This is a genomic window from Serratia sp. Sp408 (assembly GCF_057180665.1).
Window position 1 is genome coordinate 1,264,832 of the sequence record NZ_JBXUFT010000001.1, and the last position, 20,250, is coordinate 1,285,081.

A 20,250-nucleotide genomic window follows, 5' to 3' on the forward strand; every position below is an offset into this window, starting at 1 on the left:
AACCCAGTCGGCGCTGAGGTCGCCCCGTTTCTGACTCTCTTACACACACGGCTTCCCAGCGCTGCGGGTCGCTGACGTAGAGCGCCGAGTTCTGGTGTTGCACTGCAATCCAGGTAAAGGATATGGATGGTACTCCAGTACCGAAGAAAGAAGGTGGTCATTGGGACCACCTCCAAGAGATGCAAAATACTCTTAGAGGCTTGAGAAATCATGCTGATACATTGAAAAATGTTAATAACCCAGAAGCTCAGGCGGCGTATGGGAGGGCGACAGACGCAATAAATAAGATTGAATCTGCGATGAAAGGGCATGGTATATGAGTAGCTTTAGAACACTAATTGGAAACATCAATACGGAAACAGATCCAGATAAACAGTCCTCTCTAGAGTTATGGTTCGAAAGTGTACTTGATGTGCCTTTTGAAGAACTAACAGTGGAAGATCTGTGTCGCTCTGTACGTCAAAAGCTATGTGTCAGTGTTTTATTGCCTAACATACTGGAAATAATAAAAAAAGATCCACTGGCGGGGGAGCGTTATGATGGTGAAATGATAGCTGCACTATCAACCTTGAAGCGAGACGAGCTAGGTGATCAGGTAGAAGTTTTTAGGGAAATTAAAAACGTTGTTAATCAGATAGATCCTGCTGATATTGATAATGAGTTAAAGAAAGAAATTTTTAAAATTAATGAAATAGCTTAAGGCGGATTATAAAGCGACGCACAGCGGCGGTTCGTTTAGCAGCGGCGGTCCGGTGGGTAAGGATCTGCTGACCCATATGGCTGGCGGCATGCTGTCGGTGGCCAACAACAGCGGGCATGCCGACGGGACGACCAAGGCCGGGATCAGCGAGGGGGCGCTGATAGTCCGGGATACCGAGCACGCCAACGACGGCAGCATCAGCCCGATCTTCAACAAGGAAAAGGAGCAGAACCGGCTTAAGCAGGTTCAACTGATCGGGGAGATTGGCGGTCAGGTGATGGATATCGCGCGCACGGAAGGTGCAATAGCAGCGACCAAAGCCGCTAACGAAAAGATGAAGTCTGCGAGCCCGGAAGACCAGTCGAAAGCGGAGGCGCAGTGGCGCAAGGCCAATCCAGGCAAGGAGCCAAAAGCGGAGGACATCAACAAGCAGGTTTACCAGAACTTCTACAATCAGGCGTTTAACGACTCGGGGTTCGGCACAGGTGGCAAGGTTCAGCAAGGAATGCAGGCCGCCACCGCTGCGATACAGGGCTTGGCCGGTGGAAATATGGCCGCCGCCATAGCCGGAGGCGCAGCGCCCTACATCGCGAACGTGATTGCGCAAAGCACCAATGATCCGGCAGCACGAGCACTGGCTCATGCGGCAGTAAACGCAGCCATTGCAGCAGCGCAGGGAAATAATGCGTTGGCCGGCGCTGCTGGCGCCACTGCGGGTGAAATCGCAGCGGGCATCATCAAAGACCAGTTGTACGGTAAAGACACCAAAATCAGCGACCTGAGCGAAGAGCAGAAACAAACCATCAGTGCACTGGCGACCTTGGCCGGTGGTTTGGCAGGTGGGTTGACCGGCGATAGCTCGGCAGATGCGCTGGCAGGTGGTCAGGCGGCGAAGACGACGGTTGATAATAACTATCTGAGCAGCACAGAAGGCAGACAGCTCGATAAAGAGCTATCCGACTGTAAATCCTCCGGTGGTGACTGCCAGTCCGTTGTTGAGAAATATATCGAAATCAGCAACAAGAACAGCAAAGAGCTGGTTGACGCCTGTACTGGTGGTGGTGTGGCTTGTGTGACGTGGGAAGAGCTTATTCAAGGTGCAACCAATGTTGCCAATGATGCGCATCCGTCACAAATCCGGTTGGATGAAAAACTGAAAGATCCGGATGCCGCTGCGTTGGTTAATTACCTTAACGGTACGGATCTTAAGTTCCTTCAAGACAACATTACCACCGGAGATCGCTTCATAGCAGTTGTGAGTGATCCGACTTCGTGGCCGGTAGCCATAATGGGCGGGAAAAATATTATTACCAATGCGGTAACGAAAGGGAAAGAGCAATTAATCGCGGTGGGGGTATCAAGCGCAGCCAATGCTGCAATCCAATACGGTACAACGGGTGAAGTTAAACTCTCAGACGTGATTGGTTCAGGTGTGATCGGTGCAATCACTGCGGGTAAGGGCTATAACCCGACAGTGACTTGGAATGCTGCCGGGGGGTATTACCAAGCCGAGATGAAAGGTGATGATCCGTTTATGGGGGCATTGCTGAGCAAGGCAGGTGCATCGGCTGGTTATGCAACTGGTAATATCATTAAAATCCCAATGGATAAGGCATTGAATCCAATATCAAAACAGTATGAGTGGGTGCCTACGGGAGTTTGGACAATAACCAAGCCAGTACAGCAAAACCCATTACCTGTGATAGTGGGTAATGCAGGAGACTCCGCTGCTTCGGGATTATTTACCGAGGGGGTTAATGAAGCCTTGAAAAGCAAAAAGGAAAAATAATGGTCAATAGTAAATATAGATCTTTTATTATTTTACTTTATCTATGCTTGAGCCTTTTTATTGCGTTGTTCATTATAGCGATGTCATTCAGCCTACTTGGTTATTGGGTAGGAGGAGGAGAGGACATACCTTCATTTTTTTTTGATAAACTATTTACTTATTTTAAAGTAGCTCTTGTTGGAATATTGATAGGGTTACCTATATGGTTTTTCTATTATCGCGACCTGTAATTCATGTTGTTATGTACCCCAGCCAGGGCTGAGGTACTTGGTAGCAGGTTCAACTGATCGGGGAGATTGGCGGTCAGGTGATGGATATCGCGCGGACACAGGGACAAATCCGGGCGACGAATGCGGGTAAGGCAGAATTAGCGGCGAAGGGCGAGAAAGAACCGGGTAAAGGTGCCAGCAAGGAAGCGTGGGCGGCTTACAACGAGAAGCTGACCAACACCTCTTCGTATAAGACGGCCCAAGCCGAATGGGGCACCGGAAGCGCCATCCAGCAAGGAATGCAGGCGGCGACGGCGGCGATACAGGGACTGGCCGGTGGCAATATGGCACAGGCATTGAGTGGAGCTGCAGCGCCGTATCTTGCGGAGCAAATCCACCAACTGGCGCCGGATGAAGCCAGTCGCGCGATGGCGCACGCGGTGGTGGTAGCCGTCACCGCTTACGCCAGTGGCAACAGTGCGGCGGCAGGAGCCACGGGTGCGGTCAGCGGTGAATTGATGGCGCAACTGGTGTTGGAGCGGCTGTATCCGGGTAAAAAAGTCAGTGAGCTGAGCGAAAGCGAGAAGCAGGCAATCAGTGCACTGAGCACACTGGCAGCCGGGCTTGTGGGTGGACTGGCAACGGGCGATACTGTGGGGGCGGTAACGGCAGCGCAGGCCGGGAAGAACGCGGTTGAGAATAACTTCTTGGGAGCTACATCATCCGACAAACTCGACAAGGCTGTTGAGAAAATTAAGAACGGTGATAAGTCTCTGGCGACGGCTAACGAGCTGATTAAGCTGGAAAACGCAGACAAGCGCAGTGATGCTCTGGTGTCAAAATTTGCCAAAGACCCTTCACAAATGAACAGTACCGAACGGGCTGAACTGGCGGGTTATCTGCGCGTTTACGCTGCTGAAATGGAAAAAGAGTATGGTCCAGCGGTATCACAGGAGCTGGTTAAAGGGCTACTCTCCGGGCAGGATTATATCAAACGCAGTCCTGATTCAGAGGCAATGGCAAAAGCCCAGAACATCATGAACACCTGGGGTTATCATAAATCGAATGCCAGTATCGGGGATGCACCGTTACTGTTTGGCGGTACAGTGCTGGGAACCACAATAAAAGCTATGGCCACTAATGTAGCGATTGGGGTGGGTGTTAATACTGGGGTTCAGCTCGCAGGCAAAGGTCCGTTCAGTTATGTGGATGCAATTATGGCTGGAGTGACAGCAGCCGCGACAACAGGGAAAGGCATTATAGTTTCTGTTCCGATCAATATGGGAGGAGCTGCAATAGGAAGCGGGATTAAGGGAGAAGAACCGCTTAATTCTATGGCAGGCGCTGGAGCAGGTACTGTAGCTGGAGGTGTAGGCGGCACCATTATAAAAGGCGTGACATCAAAAGTTGCTGAAGAGGCTGTTTCTGATTTAACAGGTGCTATTGGTGGTAGCTATCTCAGTGAAAAAACAGGAAATTATGTAAAAGATAATTTGGATGGAAAGGGGGGGAATGACAATGAAAAGTAATTTTCCCTTATTAATCAAGTTGATGCTAATGTGCCTGATGCTATTTTTATTTTTCGATATTATATCAGTGCTACTTGCATCCTCAATTGTCTATTTTAAAAAGGATTTTTTCCCTTTTAGTTGGAGTGACGTTTTTTCATCTTTCTTTGAGTCTGGATATGTCGGTGGTCTCATTTTGGGGGGTGGGATCTGGATAAAAATCTGGTTAAAGGAGAGAAAAAGCCAGAAAACTCTATCTGAATGAATGCTCGATTCCAACTCCAATGAAATCGACGAGAAAGGTACCACCCAGAGCCAAAGCGTCAGCGCCGTTGGCAGCAGCCAGGGCAACGTCACCCTTGTGGCAGGTAAACAAAAACCTCGGACAAGTGGCCGAGGTTTTGCTTTTATGCACTAAAATACCCTTGTTCTCGCTGTGTTATCACTATCTTGCCCGGCGCAGCGGTGGCCTTGATCTGCTTGGGTCTCGTGAGGTCAAACTCGCTGAGCCAGTCGCCACCAATAACCAGCTCGCCGTTCTGCCGCACCCAGTCTGCACCAAGGTCATAGCCGTGCTGGCTGTCTGCGCACAGGGTGTCCCACTCGTCATTATCGGTAACAAGGGTGAGCGTGATCAGGTTGCCCTGACGTAACAGCCTAAACCGGCTTCCTGGTCGCCAGCCGTGACGGATAAGGGTCAGTGTGGCTATCGGTTCGGCGGTGAAGGTTATCTTCATGGTGTCACCTCGTTGCTGTTGGTGGTCGGTGCTTTGTCGATATAGCGTTGGACCACGGCTCCATCCAGCGTCTTACACAAGGCATCATGGGATTCAGTGATAAGCCGTTCCAGCATCTGGCGCAGGGTCAGGCCGTGGTGATACGCCAATCGGTCAAGTGCAAACTGGGCGCGGTGACTCACTTCCATGTTCAGGCGGGTGATGTTGTGGTTGCAGCGACGGCGTGCGCGGTACTCTGCCTGACGTTGTGCGTTGATCTTGGCCATGATGAACCTCCTTGTTATTGCGTAACGGTGCGCATAACGTCGATATCGGCGTGGCCACACCGAGAGCGACACGTATTACCAACTGGACAAAAAAGGGCGGGCTGCAGAGTAGCCAACTCAAAGCGGGCAAAGACCTGTCGCCCGACGCGGTGCGTGATCTCAGCCTGCATTACTGGTGCCAGTGCGCGTAAAGAGCACGTTCATAAGATAATTTTATTGGTGGTTTTTATTCCCTAACACACTTATGAAAAATGGCAGTATAGCCAGTATTATACACTAGGTCAGCAGCCATAGTGCCACTCTGCCGGGTGTTTAGGCGAGCAGGATTTAAAAAAATTGACTGTAAGCACCACCTGGTATTGCAAAGAAAATAACAGCAATCGCTACCATGCCAAGAGACAGAAAGCAGATTTAATGATCAATTAATAACAAGGAGGTTTTATGAATAAGGATTTGAAAATCACCATAACAAAAGGGCGCTTCAGAAAATTAAGAGAATGGAATCGTCGCAGGAACTACTATTTCAAGCAGCTAAAACTTAATGGAAAGATTTACCTGGCAAAACTGATTTGGGATAAAAGGATAAGGAGTGAGCTAAATGTAAAATCCATTAAAACCATTCTGCTCCTGCGCAATGAGGGTACCGTCGGCGACGTGGTGGTTACTACACCACTGATAAAGGGGCTGTCTGAGGCTGGCTACACGGTTGATTTATTATTGACAACGTCGAGTAGTGTAGTGGTTAAATATAATCCTTATATCAGAGGTGTCTACCAGACAGAGGATTGTAGCACTGCGATTTTTCTTAAGAGCTTTAATCATACCGTTGCAGAGTCGACAATAAATCGGTTAAGAGCGAATCATTACGATCTGATCATTGACCTTTGCCTGTTCGAAACTCCAGTGCATAGGTTAAGGTTATTTAGTGAAATAAATGCCAAAGCGGTTATTGGCTTCAATAAATGGAATTGCATTAACCATTACAGTAAATCGCTTGCATTTGAAAATGGTAAGCAACATGTAACAGAGGCTATTGCCATGGTGGCTAGTTTTATCGGAATTGGCCATATAAATCCCAAAGCTTATGATTTGCACATTCCTGGTGCAGTTTTTCGTGAAGTGCGTGATTTTTATGACGCCAAAAAAGAACGGATAAAAATTGTGATTAATGTATTTACTGGCAGTGCGGAGAGGGATCTATCTCAACGGCAACTGTTCAATATTGTTAAGATGCTTAATAGCAAATCAACCAATATCACGTTCATTCTTCTCGATCATCGGCGACAATTGAATCTACAACTTCCTGATAATGCCATTATAAACCCATTTAATTCACTACATCATGTTATGGCATTACTGTATGGGGCTGACATGGTGATAACGCCAGACACGTCGATTGTGCATATATCTGCCGCATGGGAGAAAACACTTATCTCTGTTTATAAAGACGTCATCGACAACAACTACTTATGGGCGCCGGGTTATGGCAATGCAAGTCAGATAATTGTTCATAATAGAATAATAGCGGATGTTGCGAACATTCCGGAGCTGATATGGCACGAGATAGACCAAAGAGGTTTGCTAAAGTAACCGGCCCTTAGCCACTGGCACTCTCAAGCTCCAGAGTCGCATAAGGTGCCTGGTTGATACGCCAACACCCGCCCCGTAGCAGGGCGGGTTAAAGTGAGCGCAGGCTAAATCAACGCTCTGCGCCGTTGCTGGCGATCAGTTTCTGATACCAGAAGAAGCTCTTCTTGCGCTGGCGCGCCAGATCCTTCTGGTGATCGACATAAACAAAACCGTATTGCTTCTGGAAACCGTTCAGCCAGCTCAGCAAGTCGATAAATGACCACGGATAATAACCACGCACGTCAGCCCCCTGAGCGATTGCATCTTCGATCGCGCCGATATGCTGGTTGAGGTAGTCAATGCGGTCGTCGTCTACCACTTCGCCATCGATAATCGGATCTTTGGCGCCAAGGCCGTTTTCGGTGATGTAAATCGGAATGTCACCGTAGCGCGCCTTGATATTCATGATGCCTTCGGTCAGGCCCTGCGGATAAATCTCCCAGTCCCAATCGGTATAGACGCCGTTCGGATTGCGCACGAACTTGAACAGACCCTTGAAGCCGAACTCATTGCCTTGCTGGTGGCCTTTGCCTTTTTCGCCGGTGGTGTTGATAGTCAGGTGGGATTCCTGATGGTTGGCGGCAATGGTTTCGCGCTTGTAGTAATTCAGGCCAATGAAATCGCAGATATTGTCACGCAGCAGTTGGCGATCGCCGTCAGCGAACTGCGGAACGCCCCACAACGCCTGAGTCTGCGCCAGCAGTTCTGCCGGGTATTCGCCTTTCAGTACCGGGTCATACAGCCAGTGGGTAAAAATGCCATCGGCCAACTGACAGGCGGCGAGATCTTCCGGTGACTGGCTGAGTGGGGTATTGGTCTGCAACACATTGACGAAACCGATCTTGCCGTCGATGCCGCTGGTACGGAATGCCGCCACCGCTTTGGCGTGGGCGACAAAAACGTGGTGACAGGCCTGCACCGCGCGCGCCGGGTTTTGCACGCCCGGTGGATGACCGCCGGTGATATAGCCAAAACCAATAAAGCAGATGGTTTCATTAAAGGTCGACCACAGCTTGACGCGGTCACCGTAACGCTCATAACACAGGCGGGCATAGGCTTCGAACGCCTCGGTAGTGGCTCGCGCTTCCCAGCCGCCTTCGTCTTGCAGCGCCTGCGGCAGATCCCAGTGATAAAGGGTGATCATCGGTTCGATGCCGTGTTCCAGCAGCGCGTCGATCAGATCGCTGTAAAACGCTACCCCGGCCTCATTGACTTGGCCACGGCCCTGCGGCAGCAGGCGCGGCCAGGAGATGGAAAAGCGGTAGCTCTTCATGCCCATTTCGGCCATCAGCGCCACGTCCTCGCGGAAGCGATGATAGTGATCGACCGCCACATCGCCGTTGGTGCCCTGATAGGTGGTGCCGGGCAGGTGGGAGAACACGTCCCAGATGGATGGGCCCTTGCCGTCGGCGTCATGGGCGCCTTCAACCTGATACGCCGCGGTAGCCGCGCCCCAGAGGAAATCTTTCGGGAAAGCAGACATAAACAACTCTCTCTGTCAGATGAATGATTGAATCAGTATCAGCCTAGTCTAGGGGGAACGGGAATGGTTTTGCAACCGGTTTCTGAAACCGGTTGCAGTTTTGTTGGCTGGCAGAGAGAGCGAGATTAACGGCGGTTCAGCTGATAGTAGGCCTCGTTCCAGCGGATTTCGTTCTTGAACGCCGGCAGCGTGGTGTCGTTATCGATCAGCAGGAACTCGATGTTGTGCATTTCGGCATACAGACGCAGATAATCGGCGTTCAGCGCCTGTGAGAATACGGTATGGTGCGCGCCGCCGGCTAAAATCCAGGCTTCGGCAGCGGTAGCCAGCGTCGGCTGTGCCTGCCAGATAGCGCGCGCCACCGGCAATTTCGGCAGTGGATGCGGCTGTTCCACGGTATCCACCTGGTTGACCAGCAGGCGGAAGCGATCGCCCATATCGATCAGACTGGCGTTGACCGCCGGGCCGGCCGGGGTAGAGAAGATCAGGCGTGCCGGATCCGCCTTGCCGCCGATGCCCAGCGGTTGAATGTCCAGCAGCGGTTTTTGCTCCTTGGCAATGGATGGGCACACTTCGAGCATGTGTGAGCCAACCACCAGATCGTTACCCGGCTGGAAGTGGTAGGTGTAATCCTCCATAAACGAGGTGCCGCCGTCCAGGCCGCCGGCCATCACTTTCAGAATGCGCAGCAGGGCGGCGGTCTTCCAGTCGCCTTCGCCGCCAAAGCCGTAGCCTTGCTGCATCAGGCGCTGTACCGCCAGCCCCGGCAGTTGCTTCATGCCATGCAGATCTTCAAAGTTGGTGGTAAAGGCGTGAAAATCCCCTTGCTCAAGGAAGCGTTTCATACCCAGCTCGATACGTGCCGCGTCGATCAGATTTTCGCGTTTGGCGCCGTTGCTTTTTACCGCTTCGCTCAGCACATAGCTGGCTTCATATTCTTCAATCAGCGTATCGACGTCGCCACGACTGACTTCGTTGATCACGCTGACCAGATCGCCGATGCCGTAGGCGTTCACCGCATAGCCGAACTGGATCTGTGCGCCGACTTTATCGCCTTCGGTTACTGCCACCTGGCGCATATTGTCGCCAAAGCGCGCCACTTTCAGCTGCTGGCTTTCCTGACGGGCGGCGGCAACGCGCATCCATTGTGCGATGCGTTGATGCGCGTTGCGGTCCTGCCAATGGCCGGTGATCACGCTGTGCTGCTGACGCATGCGTGCGCCGATAAAGCCAAACTCACGGCCGCCGTGCGCGGTCTGGTTGAGATTCATAAAGTCCATATCCATGCTGTCCCACGGCACTTCGGCGTTGAACTGGGTATGGAACTGCAGCAACGGTTTGTTGAGGATCGACAGGCCGGCGATCCACATTTTTGCCGGCGAGAAGGTATGGAGCCAGGTCAGAATGCCGAGGCACTGCTGTTGATAATTGGCATCGCGGCACACGGTGGTGATTTCATCCGGCGTGGTCACCAGCGGTTTTAGCACCAGCTTGACCGGCAGACCGGCGTCGCGGTTCAGGCTGTTGACCACCTGCTCGGCATGTTCTTTGACCTGTTGTAGCGTTTGCGGGCCATACAGATGCTGGCTGCCGATCACGAACCATACTTCGCGCTGTTTGAATGCGTCCATCAGTAACTCCTGACATGTTGACTGGGTGATAAGAGAGCGGACGCTGCCGCAGGCGGCGCCCGAAAGTTCAATGGCTGTGGATCCTTATGCATGACGTTCAGCGGCGTAGCGCGGCTCGGCGGCGTCGCACCACTGCTGATAACGCTGGTAGAGCTGCTGGAAGCGTGCGACTCGCAGCGGATCCGGTTGCAGCGTGCGCTCCAGCCCACAGGCCATGTGCCGTTGTGCGGCAGGGACATCGGCGAACTGTCCGGCAGCGACGGCGGCGAAGATCGCCGCGCCGAGCGCACAGCACTGATCGGAGGCGACGATCTGCAGCGGGCGATTCATCACGTCGGCGCAAACCTGCATGATGGTCGGTGATTTACGGGCAATGCCGCCCAATGCCAGCACGTTCTCAACCGGGATATCCTGCTGTTCAAAGCATTCCATAATGGCGCGCGCGCCAAAGCCGGTGGCGGCGATAAAACCGCCGAACAGCGTCGGTGCATCGGTGCCGAGATTGAGATCGGTAATCACCCCCTTGAGGCGCTGATTGGCATATGGCGTACGGCGACCGTTGAACCAGTCCAGTACCACCGGCAGGTGATCGAGCGAAGGATTAGCGGCCCAGGCGTCGGTAAGCGACGCCAGCAGCTGGTTTTCAATCTGTTTGAGCTGTGGTTCCAGCTCCGGCTGGCGCGTTGCTGCTTCGCGCAGTGGCCAACTCAGCAGGCGGCTGAACCAGGCGTACATGTCACCGAACGCCGACTGGCCTGCCTCCATGCCGATCAGCCCCGGCATAACGCTACCGTCAACCTGACCGCAGATACCGGCAATGGCGCGATCGCCGACCCGTTCACGATCGGCAATCAGAATGTCGCAGGTGGAGGTGCCGATCACCTTGACCAGGGTATACGGCTGGGCGCCGGCGCCGACCGCACCCATATGGCAGTCGAACGCGCCGCCGGACAGCACCACGTGTTGCGGCAGGCCCAGGCGCTGCGCCCATTCGGCGGTCAGCGTGCCGACCGGCAGATCGGCGGTATAAGACTGTTCGAACAGGGGATAGGGCAAGTCTTCCACCAGCAGCGGATCGAGCGCGGCAAAGAACTCTTTTGGCGGCAGACCACCCCAGTCCGGGTGCCAGAGCGTTTTATGGCCGACGCTGCAGCGCCCGCGTTTTAACCGCGCCGGCGCAGTGGTTCCCGACAGCAATGCCGGCACCCAGTCGCACAGTTCAACCCAGGAAGCGGCGGCGTGGCGTACCGCATCGTCGGCGCGCGATACGTGCAGAATTTTGGCCCAAAACCACTCGGAGGAATAAACACCGCCGATATAACGTGAATAATCGGCCGCGTTGCCGCTATGGCACAGCCGATTGATCTCTTCGGCTTCTTCAATCGCAGTGTGATCTTTCCATAACACGAACATGGCATTCGGGTTATTGGCGAATTCTGGTCGCAACGCCAGCACATCGCCGTTCTCATCAATCGGCGCCGGCGTTGAACCGGTGGAATCCACGCCGATGCCAATCACCTGCTGGCGCTGCTGCTCGCTCATGCGCTGCACCACCGCCACGATTGCCTGCTCCATCGCCTCGATATAGTCGAGTGGGTGGTGGCGGAACTGGTTTTCAGCCGCATGACAATATTCGCCGCGTTGCCAGCGGGGGTAATAAACCACCTCGGTGTCCAGCTCATTGCCGTTATGGCACTCCACCGCCAGCACCCTCACCGAGTCGCTGCCGAAGTCCAATCCCAGGGCGATTGCGCCTGCCGTCATGATGTTGACCCTCATTATTAATCTGTTGTGGCGGATACCCGATAGGTTTCAGGGTGCAGGCGCCGAACGGGGTCGGTTACCGGGGGCAGCCTCGGCTACTGACGGGCGAGCACGTGCCGTCAACGCATCTGCATCGTGAAAGATGGCTATAACCATAGGAGCGTGTGTCATGGGGCAGTGAGGAGCGGTTAGCTGGAAGTATGCACTTTCCTGCTTCCTGCAGTGATTTTGTGATGGCAGTCAAAAGTTAATGATTGGCTAAATTTGCTAAATATATGTACATATCTGCTGTAATCTCTGGATGTGATAGCGCTCTACATTTCAGCAACAAATACCCGCTAAAACTAACCCGGTCTGAAAGTCGATGAGGAACGAAGGCGCATCAATAAGCGTTTTTCTTTATCGATAACCGTATCACTACCCTAATGAAAGCGTTTTCACTGCGCGGTGATTTCAGCGCCGGGGAGAACAACACAGCGGAGAGCATCATGCATAAATTCACTAAGGCACTGGCGGCGATTGGCCTGGCAGCGGTTATGTCACAATCGGCTATCGCCGAAACCATGAAGCTGGGTTTTCTGGTCAAGCAACCGGAGGAGCCCTGGTTCCAGACCGAATGGAAGTTTGCAGACAAGGCCGGTAAAGACCTCGGCTTTGAAGTGATCAAAATCGCCGTGCCGGACGGCGAAAAAACCCTCAACGCCATCGACAGCCTGGCGGCCAGCGGCGCCAAAGGCTTTGTGATCTGCACGCCGGATCCGAAACTTGGTTCGGCGATCGTCGCCAAGGCGCGCAGTTACGATCTGAAGGTGATTGCGGTTGACGATCAGTTCGTCACCGCCAAAGGCAAGCCGATGGACAGCGTGCCGCTGGTGATGATGGCGGCGACCAAAATCGGCGAGCGTCAGGGGCAAGAGCTGTGGAAGGAAATGACCAAGCGTGGCTGGAAAGTGGAAGAAACCGGCGTAATGGCGATCACCGCCGATGAGTTGGACACGGCTCGCCGCCGCACCAGCGGTTCGATGGACGCGCTGAAGGCCGCCGGCTTCCCGGAAAAGCAAATCTATAAGGTACCGACCAAATCCAACGACATTCCAGGTGCGTTTGACGCCGCCAACTCGATGCTGGTGCAGCATCCCGGGGTGAAGAACTGGCTGATTGTCGGCATGAACGACAATACCGTGCTGGGCGGCGTGCGTGCTACCGAAGGTCAGGGCTTTAAAGCACCGAACGTGATCGGCATCGGCATCAACGGCGTTGACGCGGTGAGCGAACTGTCCAAGGGGCAGGCCACCGGCTTCTATGGCTCGCTGCTGCCAAGCCCGGACATCCATGGCTACAAGAGCATTCAGATGCTGCATGACTGGGTTGAAAAGGGCGCCGAGCCACCGAAATTCACCGAAGTTACCGACGTGGTGCTGATCACGCGTGACAACTTCAAAGCCGAACTGCAGAAAAAAGGCCTGATGTAACGCTTTGCATTGCCCGCTCGCCCAGTGCGTATGCCGTGACGGCCATCGGTTGTCACGGCGTTTGCCGGCGAGCGGCGTTTTCAGACAAGCATGAGGAAAGCACTATGACAGCCACCACGCCGTATCTGGCTTTCAAGGGCATCGGAAAAACCTTTCCGGGGGTCAAGGCGCTGGACGATATCAGTTTCAGCTGCCAGGCCGGGCAGATCCACGCGCTAATGGGGGAAAACGGCGCCGGCAAATCGACGCTGCTGAAGATCCTCAGCGGCAACTATGCGCCAACCAAGGGCGAAATCCATCTCAAGGGCCAGCCGGTGCGCTTTAATGCCACCACCGACGCGCTGGACGCCGGCGTGGCGATCATTTACCAGGAGCTGCACCTGGTGCCGGAAATGACGGTTGCGGAGAACATCTATCTGGGCCAGTTGCCGACCAAACGCGGGTTGGTCGATCGCAAGCTGTTGCGTTATGAAGCCCGTTTGCAGCTTGAGCATCTCGGGTTGGACATCGATCCGGATACGCCGCTGAAGTACCTGTCAATCGGCCAGTGGCAGATGGTGGAAATCGCCAAGGCGCTGGCGCGCAATGCCAAAGTGATTGCCTTTGACGAGCCGACCAGTTCGCTGTCGGCGCGCGAGATTGAGCAACTGTTCCGCGTGATCCGTGAACTGCGTGCCGAGGGCCGGGTGATTCTGTACGTATCGCACCGTATGGAGGAGATCTTTGCCCTGAGCGACGCCATCACGGTGTTCAAGGATGGGCGCTACGTGCGCACCTTCGACGACATGAGTCAGGTGAATAACGAACAGCTGGTGCAGGCGATGGTCGGGCGCGATCTGGGCGATGTTTATGGTTATCAGCCGCGTGAGCATGGCGCGGTACGCCTGCAACTGGACAACCTGCAGGCCAGCGGCGTGAAAACGCCGATCAGCCTCAGCGTACGTGCCGGGGAGATCGTCGGCCTGTTTGGCCTGGTGGGGGCTGGGCGCAGCGAATTGATGAAGGGGATATTCGGCGCCACGCGCATCGCCGGCGGTCAGCTGTCGCTCGACGGCGAGAAAATCCGCATAGGTTCGCCCATCGACGCCATTCGCGCCGGCATCATGCTGTGCCCGGAGGATCGTAAGGCCGATGGCATTATCCCGGTGCATTCGGTGCGCGACAACATCAACATCAGCGCGCGGCGTAAAAGCATCAAGGCCGGTTGCCTGATCAACAACGCCTGGGAAACCAGCAATGCGGCGCACCACATCCGCGCGCTCAATATCAAAACCCCGAGCGCCGAGCAGCTGATTATGAACCTGTCCGGCGGTAATCAGCAGAAGGCGATCCTCGGGCGTTGGCTGTCGGAAGAGATGAAAGTGATCATGCTCGACGAGCCAACGCGCGGCATTGACGTTGGCGCCAAACATGAAATCTACAACGTCATTTACCAGTTGGCGCAGCAGGGCATTGCGGTGCTGTTTGCCTCCAGCGATCTGCCTGAAGTGCTCGGGCTGGCTGACCGGATCATCGTGATGCGCGAAGGCGCCATCTCCGGTGAGTTGCTGCATGACCAGGCCAGCGAGGAAAAGGCCCTCAGCCTGGCAATGTTACGCACCCCCGAAATTGCCCCTGACGCCGCCAGCGCGGTGGCCTGACTGTGAAGGAGAAAGAGATGTCGACCATGACAACCAATAATTCTGTAAAAAGCCGCGGCGGCCAGGGGTTGACGCGTATCTGGGACAGCTACGGCATGCTGGTGGTGTTTGCGGTGCTGTTTATCGCCTGCATGGTATTTGTGCCCAACTTCGGCTCGTTCATCAATATGAAAGGGTTGGGGCTGGCAATTTCCATGTCCGGCATGGTGGCCTGCGGCATGCTGTTCTGTCTGGCGTCCGGTGACTTCGATCTGTCGGTGGCGTCGGTGATCGCCTGTGCCGGGGTCACCACCGCGGTGGTGATCAACATGACTGAAAGCCTGTGGATTGGCGTCGGCGCCGGTCTGCTGCTGGGCATGGCTTCGGGGCTGATCAACGGCTTTGTCATTGCTCGCCTGAAGATCAACGCGCTGATCACCACGCTTGCGACCATGCAAATCTTCCGTGGGTTGGCGTATATCATTTCCGACGGTAAAGCGGTGGGCATCGAGGATGAGCGCTTCTTCGCCCTCGGCTATGCCAACTGGTGGGGGCTGCCTGCGCCGATCTGGATCACCATCGGCTGTCTGGCACTGTTCGGTTTTTTGCTGAACAAAACCACCTTTGGCCGCAATACGCTGGCGATTGGCGGCAACGAAGAGGCGGCGCGTCTGGCCGGGGTACCGGTAGTACGTACCAAAATCATCATCTTCGTGTTGTCCGGCCTGGTCTCGGCGGCGGCAGGCATCATTTTGGCTTCGCGTATGACCAGCGGTCAGCCGATGACCTCCATCGGCTATGAACTGATCGTGATTTCCGCCTGCGTATTGGGCGGCGTGTCGCTGAAGGGCGGGATCGGCAAGATTTCCTACGTGATCGCCGGCATTCTGATCCTCGGCACGGTGGAAAACGCGATGAACCTGTTGAACATCTCGCCGTTCTCGCAGTACGTGGTACGCGGGTTGATCCTGCTGGCAGCGGTGATTTTCGACCGTTACAAACAGAAGGCGAAACGTACGGCCTAGGGGAAAAGTTCGCCGGCATCACAGTTCTGCCACCGGCCCGCGCAGTTATCTGGCGGGCCGGTAAACTAAACACAGGTACCTCGCAGTGGCGTCGTCGGCGCAACGCGGGCGGGGTGGACGCGAATTTTGGAGGCTAGATGTATCATCGCATGGTTCAGGAACCCCAACCGAACCCGCTGTTGCCGGGTTACACCTTTAATGCCTACCTGGTTGCCGGGCTGACGCCGATCATGGCGGACGGGCCGCTGGATTTCTTTATCGATCGCCCTGGCGGCATGAAGGGCTACATTCTCAATCTCACCATCAAAGGCCAGGGCAAGGTGTTTGACGGTGAAGACACCTTCTACTGCAACCCCGGCGATCTGCTGCTGTTTCCGCCCAAGGCGGCGCACTATTACGGCCGCTCGCCGGAAAGCGATTGCTGGTATCACCGCTGGGTCTACTTTCGTCCGCGAGCCTATTGGGCCGACTGGCTGGAGTGGCACAGCAAAACCCATGAGGTTGGACGCCTGTCGCTGCCGAACAACAACCTGCTGCTGGAGTTTGATCGGTTATTTGCCAACATTGAACAAACCCAGCGTTCCGGTCGACGCTTTGCGGAAGAAATGGGGATGAATCTGCTGGAGCGCCTGCTGCTGCGGGCGATGGAGGAAGATCCGCTCAGTCCGCAGAAAATCATGGATCCGCGGGTAATTGAAGCCTGTCAGTACATCACCGGCAACCTGGCTGGAGAACTGCGCATTGATGAAGTGGCGCGCCACGTCTGCCTGTCGCCATCGCGGCTGGCCCACCTGTTCCGCGAACAGGTAGGGATCAACATTTTGCGCTGGCGTGAGGACCAGCGGGTGATCCGTGCCAAGCTGCTGCTACAGACTACCCAGGAATCTATCGCCACCATCGGTCGGGTGGTCGGTTATGACGACCAGCTGTATTTTTCACGGGTATTTCGCAAACGCGTGGGGGTCAGCCCCAGCGATTTTCGCCGCCGCAGCCTGGAAATAAACTACCCGGCGAAGAGTCTGCGTGAGCAGCCGTGGCCATTGCAGGAAGCGGCATCGTCTCGCTAGTGGCGTTAACATTTAATTTACTTCTTGTCGCGGCCGGCGTCATGGTGTCAAATCGGAGAGGTCTAGATAAGCCTTGTCAGAGGAAACACCATGGCTGAAAAATTACGTGTTGGGTTGGTCGGTTACGGTTATGCCAGCAAAACGTTCCACGCGCCGCTGATCGTCGGCACGCCCGGCGTCGAGCTGGCGGCGGTATCAAGCAGTGATGCCGGCAAAGTGCACGCCGACTGGCCAACCCTGTCAGTAGTCAGCGATCCGCAGGCGCTGTTCAACGATCCGACACTCGATCTGATCGTCATTCCCACCCCGAACGATACCCACTTCCCGCTGGCGCAACAGGCGCTGGCCGCTGGCAAGCACGTGGTGGTAGATAAACCGTTTACCGTGACGCTGTCCCAGGCGCAGCAGCTCGACCAGCAGGCCAAGCAAAGCGGTTTGCTGCTGTCGGTGTTTCATAACCGCCGCTGGGACAGCGATTTTCTGACGCTTAAAGCATTATTGCAGGAACAGGCGCTTGGCGAGGTGGTGTACTTCGAATCGCATTTCGATCGTTACCGCCCCGAAGTGCGTCAGCGCTGGCGTGAACAGGGTGGCGTTGGTAGCGGCATCTGGTACGATCTTGGCCCACATCTGATCGACCAGGCCCTGCAGCTATTCGGCAAGCCGGACTCGCTGTTTGTCGATATGGCCGAGCTGCGTCCGGGTTCGCAATCCGTTGACTATTTCCACGCGGTATTACACTACGCCAAACGCCGGGTGGTGCTGCACGGCACGGTGCTGGCGGCGGCGGAAAGCGCGCGCTATATCGTGCATGGCACCCAGGGCAGCTTTGTCAAATTCGGGCTGGATCCGCAGGAGGATCGGCTGAAGGCCGGCGAACGCTTGCCGCAGGCCGATTGGGGCTATGATATGCGTGATGGGGTGGTGACGTTGTCACGTGATGGTGTACTGGCAGAAAAACCGTTGTTGACCCTGCCGGGCAACTATCCGGCCTATTATGCCGCCATTCGCGACGCCATCAACGGCAGCGCAGCAAACCCGGTGCCCGCCAGTGAGGCAATCGCGGTGATGGAAATGATCGAGCTGGGCATGGCGTCGGCGGCACAACAGAAAGCGCTGCCGGTGGCCTGAGTGCCTGCGTTACGGTCGATAAAATTATTCTGATTGATATTACGGGTTCAGCCACTGAACCCGCTTTTTTGCAAGGAATTCTGTCTCATGTCCTGGTTGCAGCGCCTGCGCATTGATAAATTTTTGCTGGTCTTGATTCTGGTAGTGATCGTTGCATCACTGTTCCCGTGTGAAGGGGTGTGGAAAGTCTTTTTCGAACGTCTGACTACCGCCGCCATCGCGTTACTGTTCTTTATGCACGGCGCCAAGCTGTCGCGCGATGCGATCGTCGCCGGTATGAGCCACTGGAAACTGCATTTACTGGTTTTCCTCAGTACCTTTGCGCTGTTTCCGCTGCTCGGGTTGGCGATGAACCTGCTGGTGCCCGGCGTAATGACGCCGACCGTCTACCTGGGTTTCCTGTATTTGTGTGCGCTGCCGGCTACCGTGCAGTCCGCTATCGCGTTTACTTCGGCAGCCGGCGGCAACGTCGCGGCGGCGATTTGCAGCGCGTCGGCCTCAAGTATTCTCGGGGTGTTCCTGTCGCCATTGCTGGTGGGCGCGCTGATGCATACCCAGGGTGGCAATACCGATGTGTTGCACGCCATCGGTTCGATCATTCTGCAACTGATGGTGCCGTTTATCCTCGGCCATCTGGCGCGGCCGCTGATCGGCAAATGGGTCGATCGCCATCGCAAACTGATCAACCTCACTGACCGCTCATCGATTCTGCTGGTGGTGTATACCGCCTTCAGTGCGGCGGTGGTGGAAGGTATTTGGCAGCGGATTGACGGTTGGTCGCTGTTGGTGATTGTGCTGATGTCGCTGCTGCTGTTGACCGTGGTGCTGGTGATCAACACCTACGCCGCGCGTCTGCTGGGCTTTGACACCGCCGATGAGATCACCATCGTGTTCTGCGGGTCGAAGAAAAGCCTGGCGAACGGCATTCCGATGGCCAACGTGCTGTTCCCGGCGGCGGCGGTCGGGGCGATGGTGCTGCCGTTGATGATTTTCCACCAGATACAGCTGATGGTCTGTGCCGTGCTGGCACAACGCTATGCGCGCAAAACCGCCCGGCAGCAGGCGGTTGAGGCGAGCAAATAGCGTCATATCTACGGGCGCAGTCACTGCGCCCGTAGCGTTCAAGCGCCGACTTTATCGCGCAGCGCCTGTTTTTCCCGTTGGTCAAGAAATGCCATTGTCAGGCCGTTGTGCTGCGCACGGCGGATCTCGTCCGGGGTCAGTCCGGCCTGTGGCGCCGCCACGTTGTACTCATGCGCAATCTCGATGCCCTGAACCGCCGGATCGTCGGTGTTGATTGACGCCAGTACGCCGTGGCGCAGGAAGGTGGCAAGCGGATGCTGTGCCAATGAGGGCACGGTGCTGGTCTGGATGTTGGAGGTCAGGCAGGATTCAATGCCGATGCCATGTTCTGCCAGGAAATCCATCAGCGCCGGATCTTCTACCGCCTTGACGCCGTGGCCGATACGCTCGGCGCCCAGTTCGCGAATCGCCTGCCAGATGCTTTCCGGCCCGGCGGCTTCGCCGGCGTGCACGGTGATGCGCAGGCCAGCGTCGCGCGCACGGTTAAAGTGGCTGAGGAACAGGCTGCCGGGGAAGCCGAGCTCGTCGCCAGCCAGATCCAGCGCGGTGATGCTGTCGCGGTGTGCCAACAGACCTTCCAGCTCTTTCAGACAGGCATCTTCGCCAAAGGTGCGGCTCATGATGCCAATCAGGCGCACGTCAATGCCGCGATCGCGGCAGCCGCTACGCACGCCGTCAACCACCGCTTCCACCACGCCGGCAACCGGCAAGCGATGCTTCATTGCCATGTAATACGGTGAAAAGCGCAGCTCGGCGTAATGCAGCCCGGCGTTGACCGCATCTTCAACGTTTTCATAGGCCACACGGCGGCAGGCTTCCAGATCGCCCAATACCGCCACGCCCCAGTCCAGTTTTTGCAGGAAGCTCACCAAATCGGGCTCGGCATGGGTGATCTGCACGTGTGGACGCAACGCTTCCAGCTCGTTGGCTGGCAGTTGAAGATTGAACTGGCGACCCAGATCGAGAATGGTTTGCGCACGAATGTTGCCGTCAAGGTGGCGATGGATATCGGTAAGCGGTAGGCGGGGATCTATCATGATGTGCACTCGTCATTTTGTTGTAGGTAAAGTGCATATCAGTATAAAAACAAACGGATGAAAATTACCATGATGTTGCAAAAAAAAGTGATCATGATCA

The 20,250-nt window shown here is 55.2% G+C and carries 15 protein-coding genes and 2 pseudogenes; 11 read left to right on the forward strand and 6 right to left on the reverse strand.

Features of this window, described 5'->3' with window-relative positions; all coding sequences use genetic code 11:
• Window positions 1–113: 113 nt before the first annotated feature.
• The 4 genes and pseudogenes from AC2AXP_RS05995 to AC2AXP_RS06010 form a co-directional block, all read left to right on the forward strand.
• Window positions 114–320: pseudogene (locus AC2AXP_RS05995) on the forward strand (VENN motif pre-toxin domain-containing protein); the annotation flags it as partial.
• Window positions 317–700, forward strand: coding sequence for a contact-dependent growth inhibition system immunity protein (locus AC2AXP_RS06000; RefSeq protein WP_484381486.1), 384 nt, complete (start codon window positions 317–319; stop codon window positions 698–700). The pseudogene AC2AXP_RS05995 and the gene AC2AXP_RS06000, both read left to right, overlap by 4 nt.
• A 52-nt stretch (window positions 701–752) precedes the next feature.
• Window positions 753–2,489 (forward strand): VENN motif pre-toxin domain-containing protein, encoded by a 1,737-nt coding sequence (locus AC2AXP_RS06005; protein ID WP_484381487.1) that lies wholly within the window; start codon window positions 753–755, stop codon window positions 2,487–2,489.
• A 274-nt stretch (window positions 2,490–2,763) separates the two neighbouring features.
• Window positions 2,764–4,227 (forward strand): annotated as a pseudogene (locus AC2AXP_RS06010) (VENN motif pre-toxin domain-containing protein); the annotation flags it as partial.
• A gap of 386 nt (window positions 4,228–4,613) precedes the next feature.
• On the opposite strand, the gene AC2AXP_RS06015 reads toward AC2AXP_RS06010, so the two are convergent.
• Entirely contained in the window at window positions 4,614–4,943 is a 330-nt protein-coding gene (locus AC2AXP_RS06015) for a hypothetical protein (RefSeq protein ID WP_004963342.1), read from the reverse strand.
• A complete protein-coding gene (locus AC2AXP_RS06020) occupies window positions 4,940–5,209 on the reverse strand; it encodes a hypothetical protein (protein WP_004963340.1) in 270 nt (89 codons plus the stop codon). Before AC2AXP_RS06020 ends, AC2AXP_RS06015 begins: the two co-directional genes overlap by 4 nt.
• A gap of 441 nt (window positions 5,210–5,650) precedes the next feature.
• On the opposite strand from AC2AXP_RS06020, the gene AC2AXP_RS06025 reads away from it, so the two are divergent.
• Complete coding sequence (locus AC2AXP_RS06025; protein ID WP_484381488.1) at window positions 5,651–6,799, forward strand: glycosyltransferase family 9 protein; 1,149 nt, start codon at window positions 5,651–5,653, stop codon at window positions 6,797–6,799.
• Between the two features lie 109 nt (window positions 6,800–6,908).
• Here the strand turns inward: AC2AXP_RS06025 and AC2AXP_RS06030 are convergent, their stop codons facing one another.
• The 3 genes from AC2AXP_RS06030 to AC2AXP_RS06040 all read right to left on the reverse strand — a co-directional run bounded on the left by AC2AXP_RS06030 (window position 6,909) and on the right by AC2AXP_RS06040 (window position 11,716).
• Window positions 6,909–8,321 (reverse strand): glycoside hydrolase family 1 protein, encoded by a 1,413-nt coding sequence (locus AC2AXP_RS06030; protein WP_004963330.1) that lies wholly within the window; start codon window positions 8,319–8,321, stop codon window positions 6,909–6,911.
• A gap of 125 nt (window positions 8,322–8,446) precedes the next feature.
• On the reverse strand, window positions 8,447–9,952 hold the full coding sequence (gene araA, locus AC2AXP_RS06035) for an L-arabinose isomerase (RefSeq protein WP_004963327.1): 1,506 nt from the start codon (window positions 9,950–9,952) through the stop codon (window positions 8,447–8,449).
• A gap of 84 nt (window positions 9,953–10,036) precedes the next feature.
• Complete coding sequence (locus AC2AXP_RS06040; RefSeq protein WP_039992133.1) at window positions 10,037–11,716, reverse strand: ribulokinase; 1,680 nt, start codon at window positions 11,714–11,716, stop codon at window positions 10,037–10,039.
• 488 nt (window positions 11,717–12,204) lie between these two features.
• Here AC2AXP_RS06040 and AC2AXP_RS06045 point away from each other — a divergent pair, with 488 nt between their 5' ends.
• From AC2AXP_RS06045 to AC2AXP_RS06070, 6 genes are all read left to right on the forward strand, one after another.
• The gene (locus tag AC2AXP_RS06045; protein WP_039992744.1) at window positions 12,205–13,188 is read left to right on the forward strand and encodes an arabinose ABC transporter substrate-binding protein; all 984 of its coding nucleotides are present in this window, start codon (window positions 12,205–12,207) and stop codon (window positions 13,186–13,188) included.
• 104 nt (window positions 13,189–13,292) lie between these two features.
• A complete protein-coding gene (araG, locus tag AC2AXP_RS06050) occupies window positions 13,293–14,828 on the forward strand; it encodes an L-arabinose ABC transporter ATP-binding protein AraG (protein ID WP_004963321.1) in 1,536 nt (511 codons plus the stop codon).
• 17 nt (window positions 14,829–14,845) lie between these two features.
• On the forward strand, window positions 14,846–15,832 hold the full coding sequence (araH, locus tag AC2AXP_RS06055) for an L-arabinose ABC transporter permease AraH (protein WP_039992132.1): 987 nt from the start codon (window positions 14,846–14,848) through the stop codon (window positions 15,830–15,832).
• 137 nt (window positions 15,833–15,969) lie between these two features.
• On the forward strand, window positions 15,970–16,899 hold the full coding sequence (araC, locus tag AC2AXP_RS06060) for an arabinose operon transcriptional regulator AraC (RefSeq protein WP_039992131.1): 930 nt from the start codon (window positions 15,970–15,972) through the stop codon (window positions 16,897–16,899).
• A 90-nt stretch (window positions 16,900–16,989) separates the two neighbouring features.
• The gene (locus AC2AXP_RS06065; RefSeq protein ID WP_004963315.1) at window positions 16,990–18,030 is read left to right on the forward strand and encodes an oxidoreductase; all 1,041 of its coding nucleotides are present in this window, start codon (window positions 16,990–16,992) and stop codon (window positions 18,028–18,030) included.
• Window positions 18,031–18,117: 87 nt separating this feature from the next.
• Complete coding sequence (locus tag AC2AXP_RS06070; protein WP_004963312.1) at window positions 18,118–19,113, forward strand: bile acid:sodium symporter family protein; 996 nt, start codon at window positions 18,118–18,120, stop codon at window positions 19,111–19,113.
• Window positions 19,114–19,151: 38 nt separating this feature from the next.
• Here the strand turns inward: AC2AXP_RS06070 and add are convergent, their stop codons facing one another.
• Window positions 19,152–20,150 (reverse strand): adenosine deaminase, encoded by a 999-nt coding sequence (gene add / locus AC2AXP_RS06075; protein ID WP_039992130.1) that lies wholly within the window; start codon window positions 20,148–20,150, stop codon window positions 19,152–19,154.
• Window positions 20,151–20,250 lie beyond the last annotated feature (100 nt).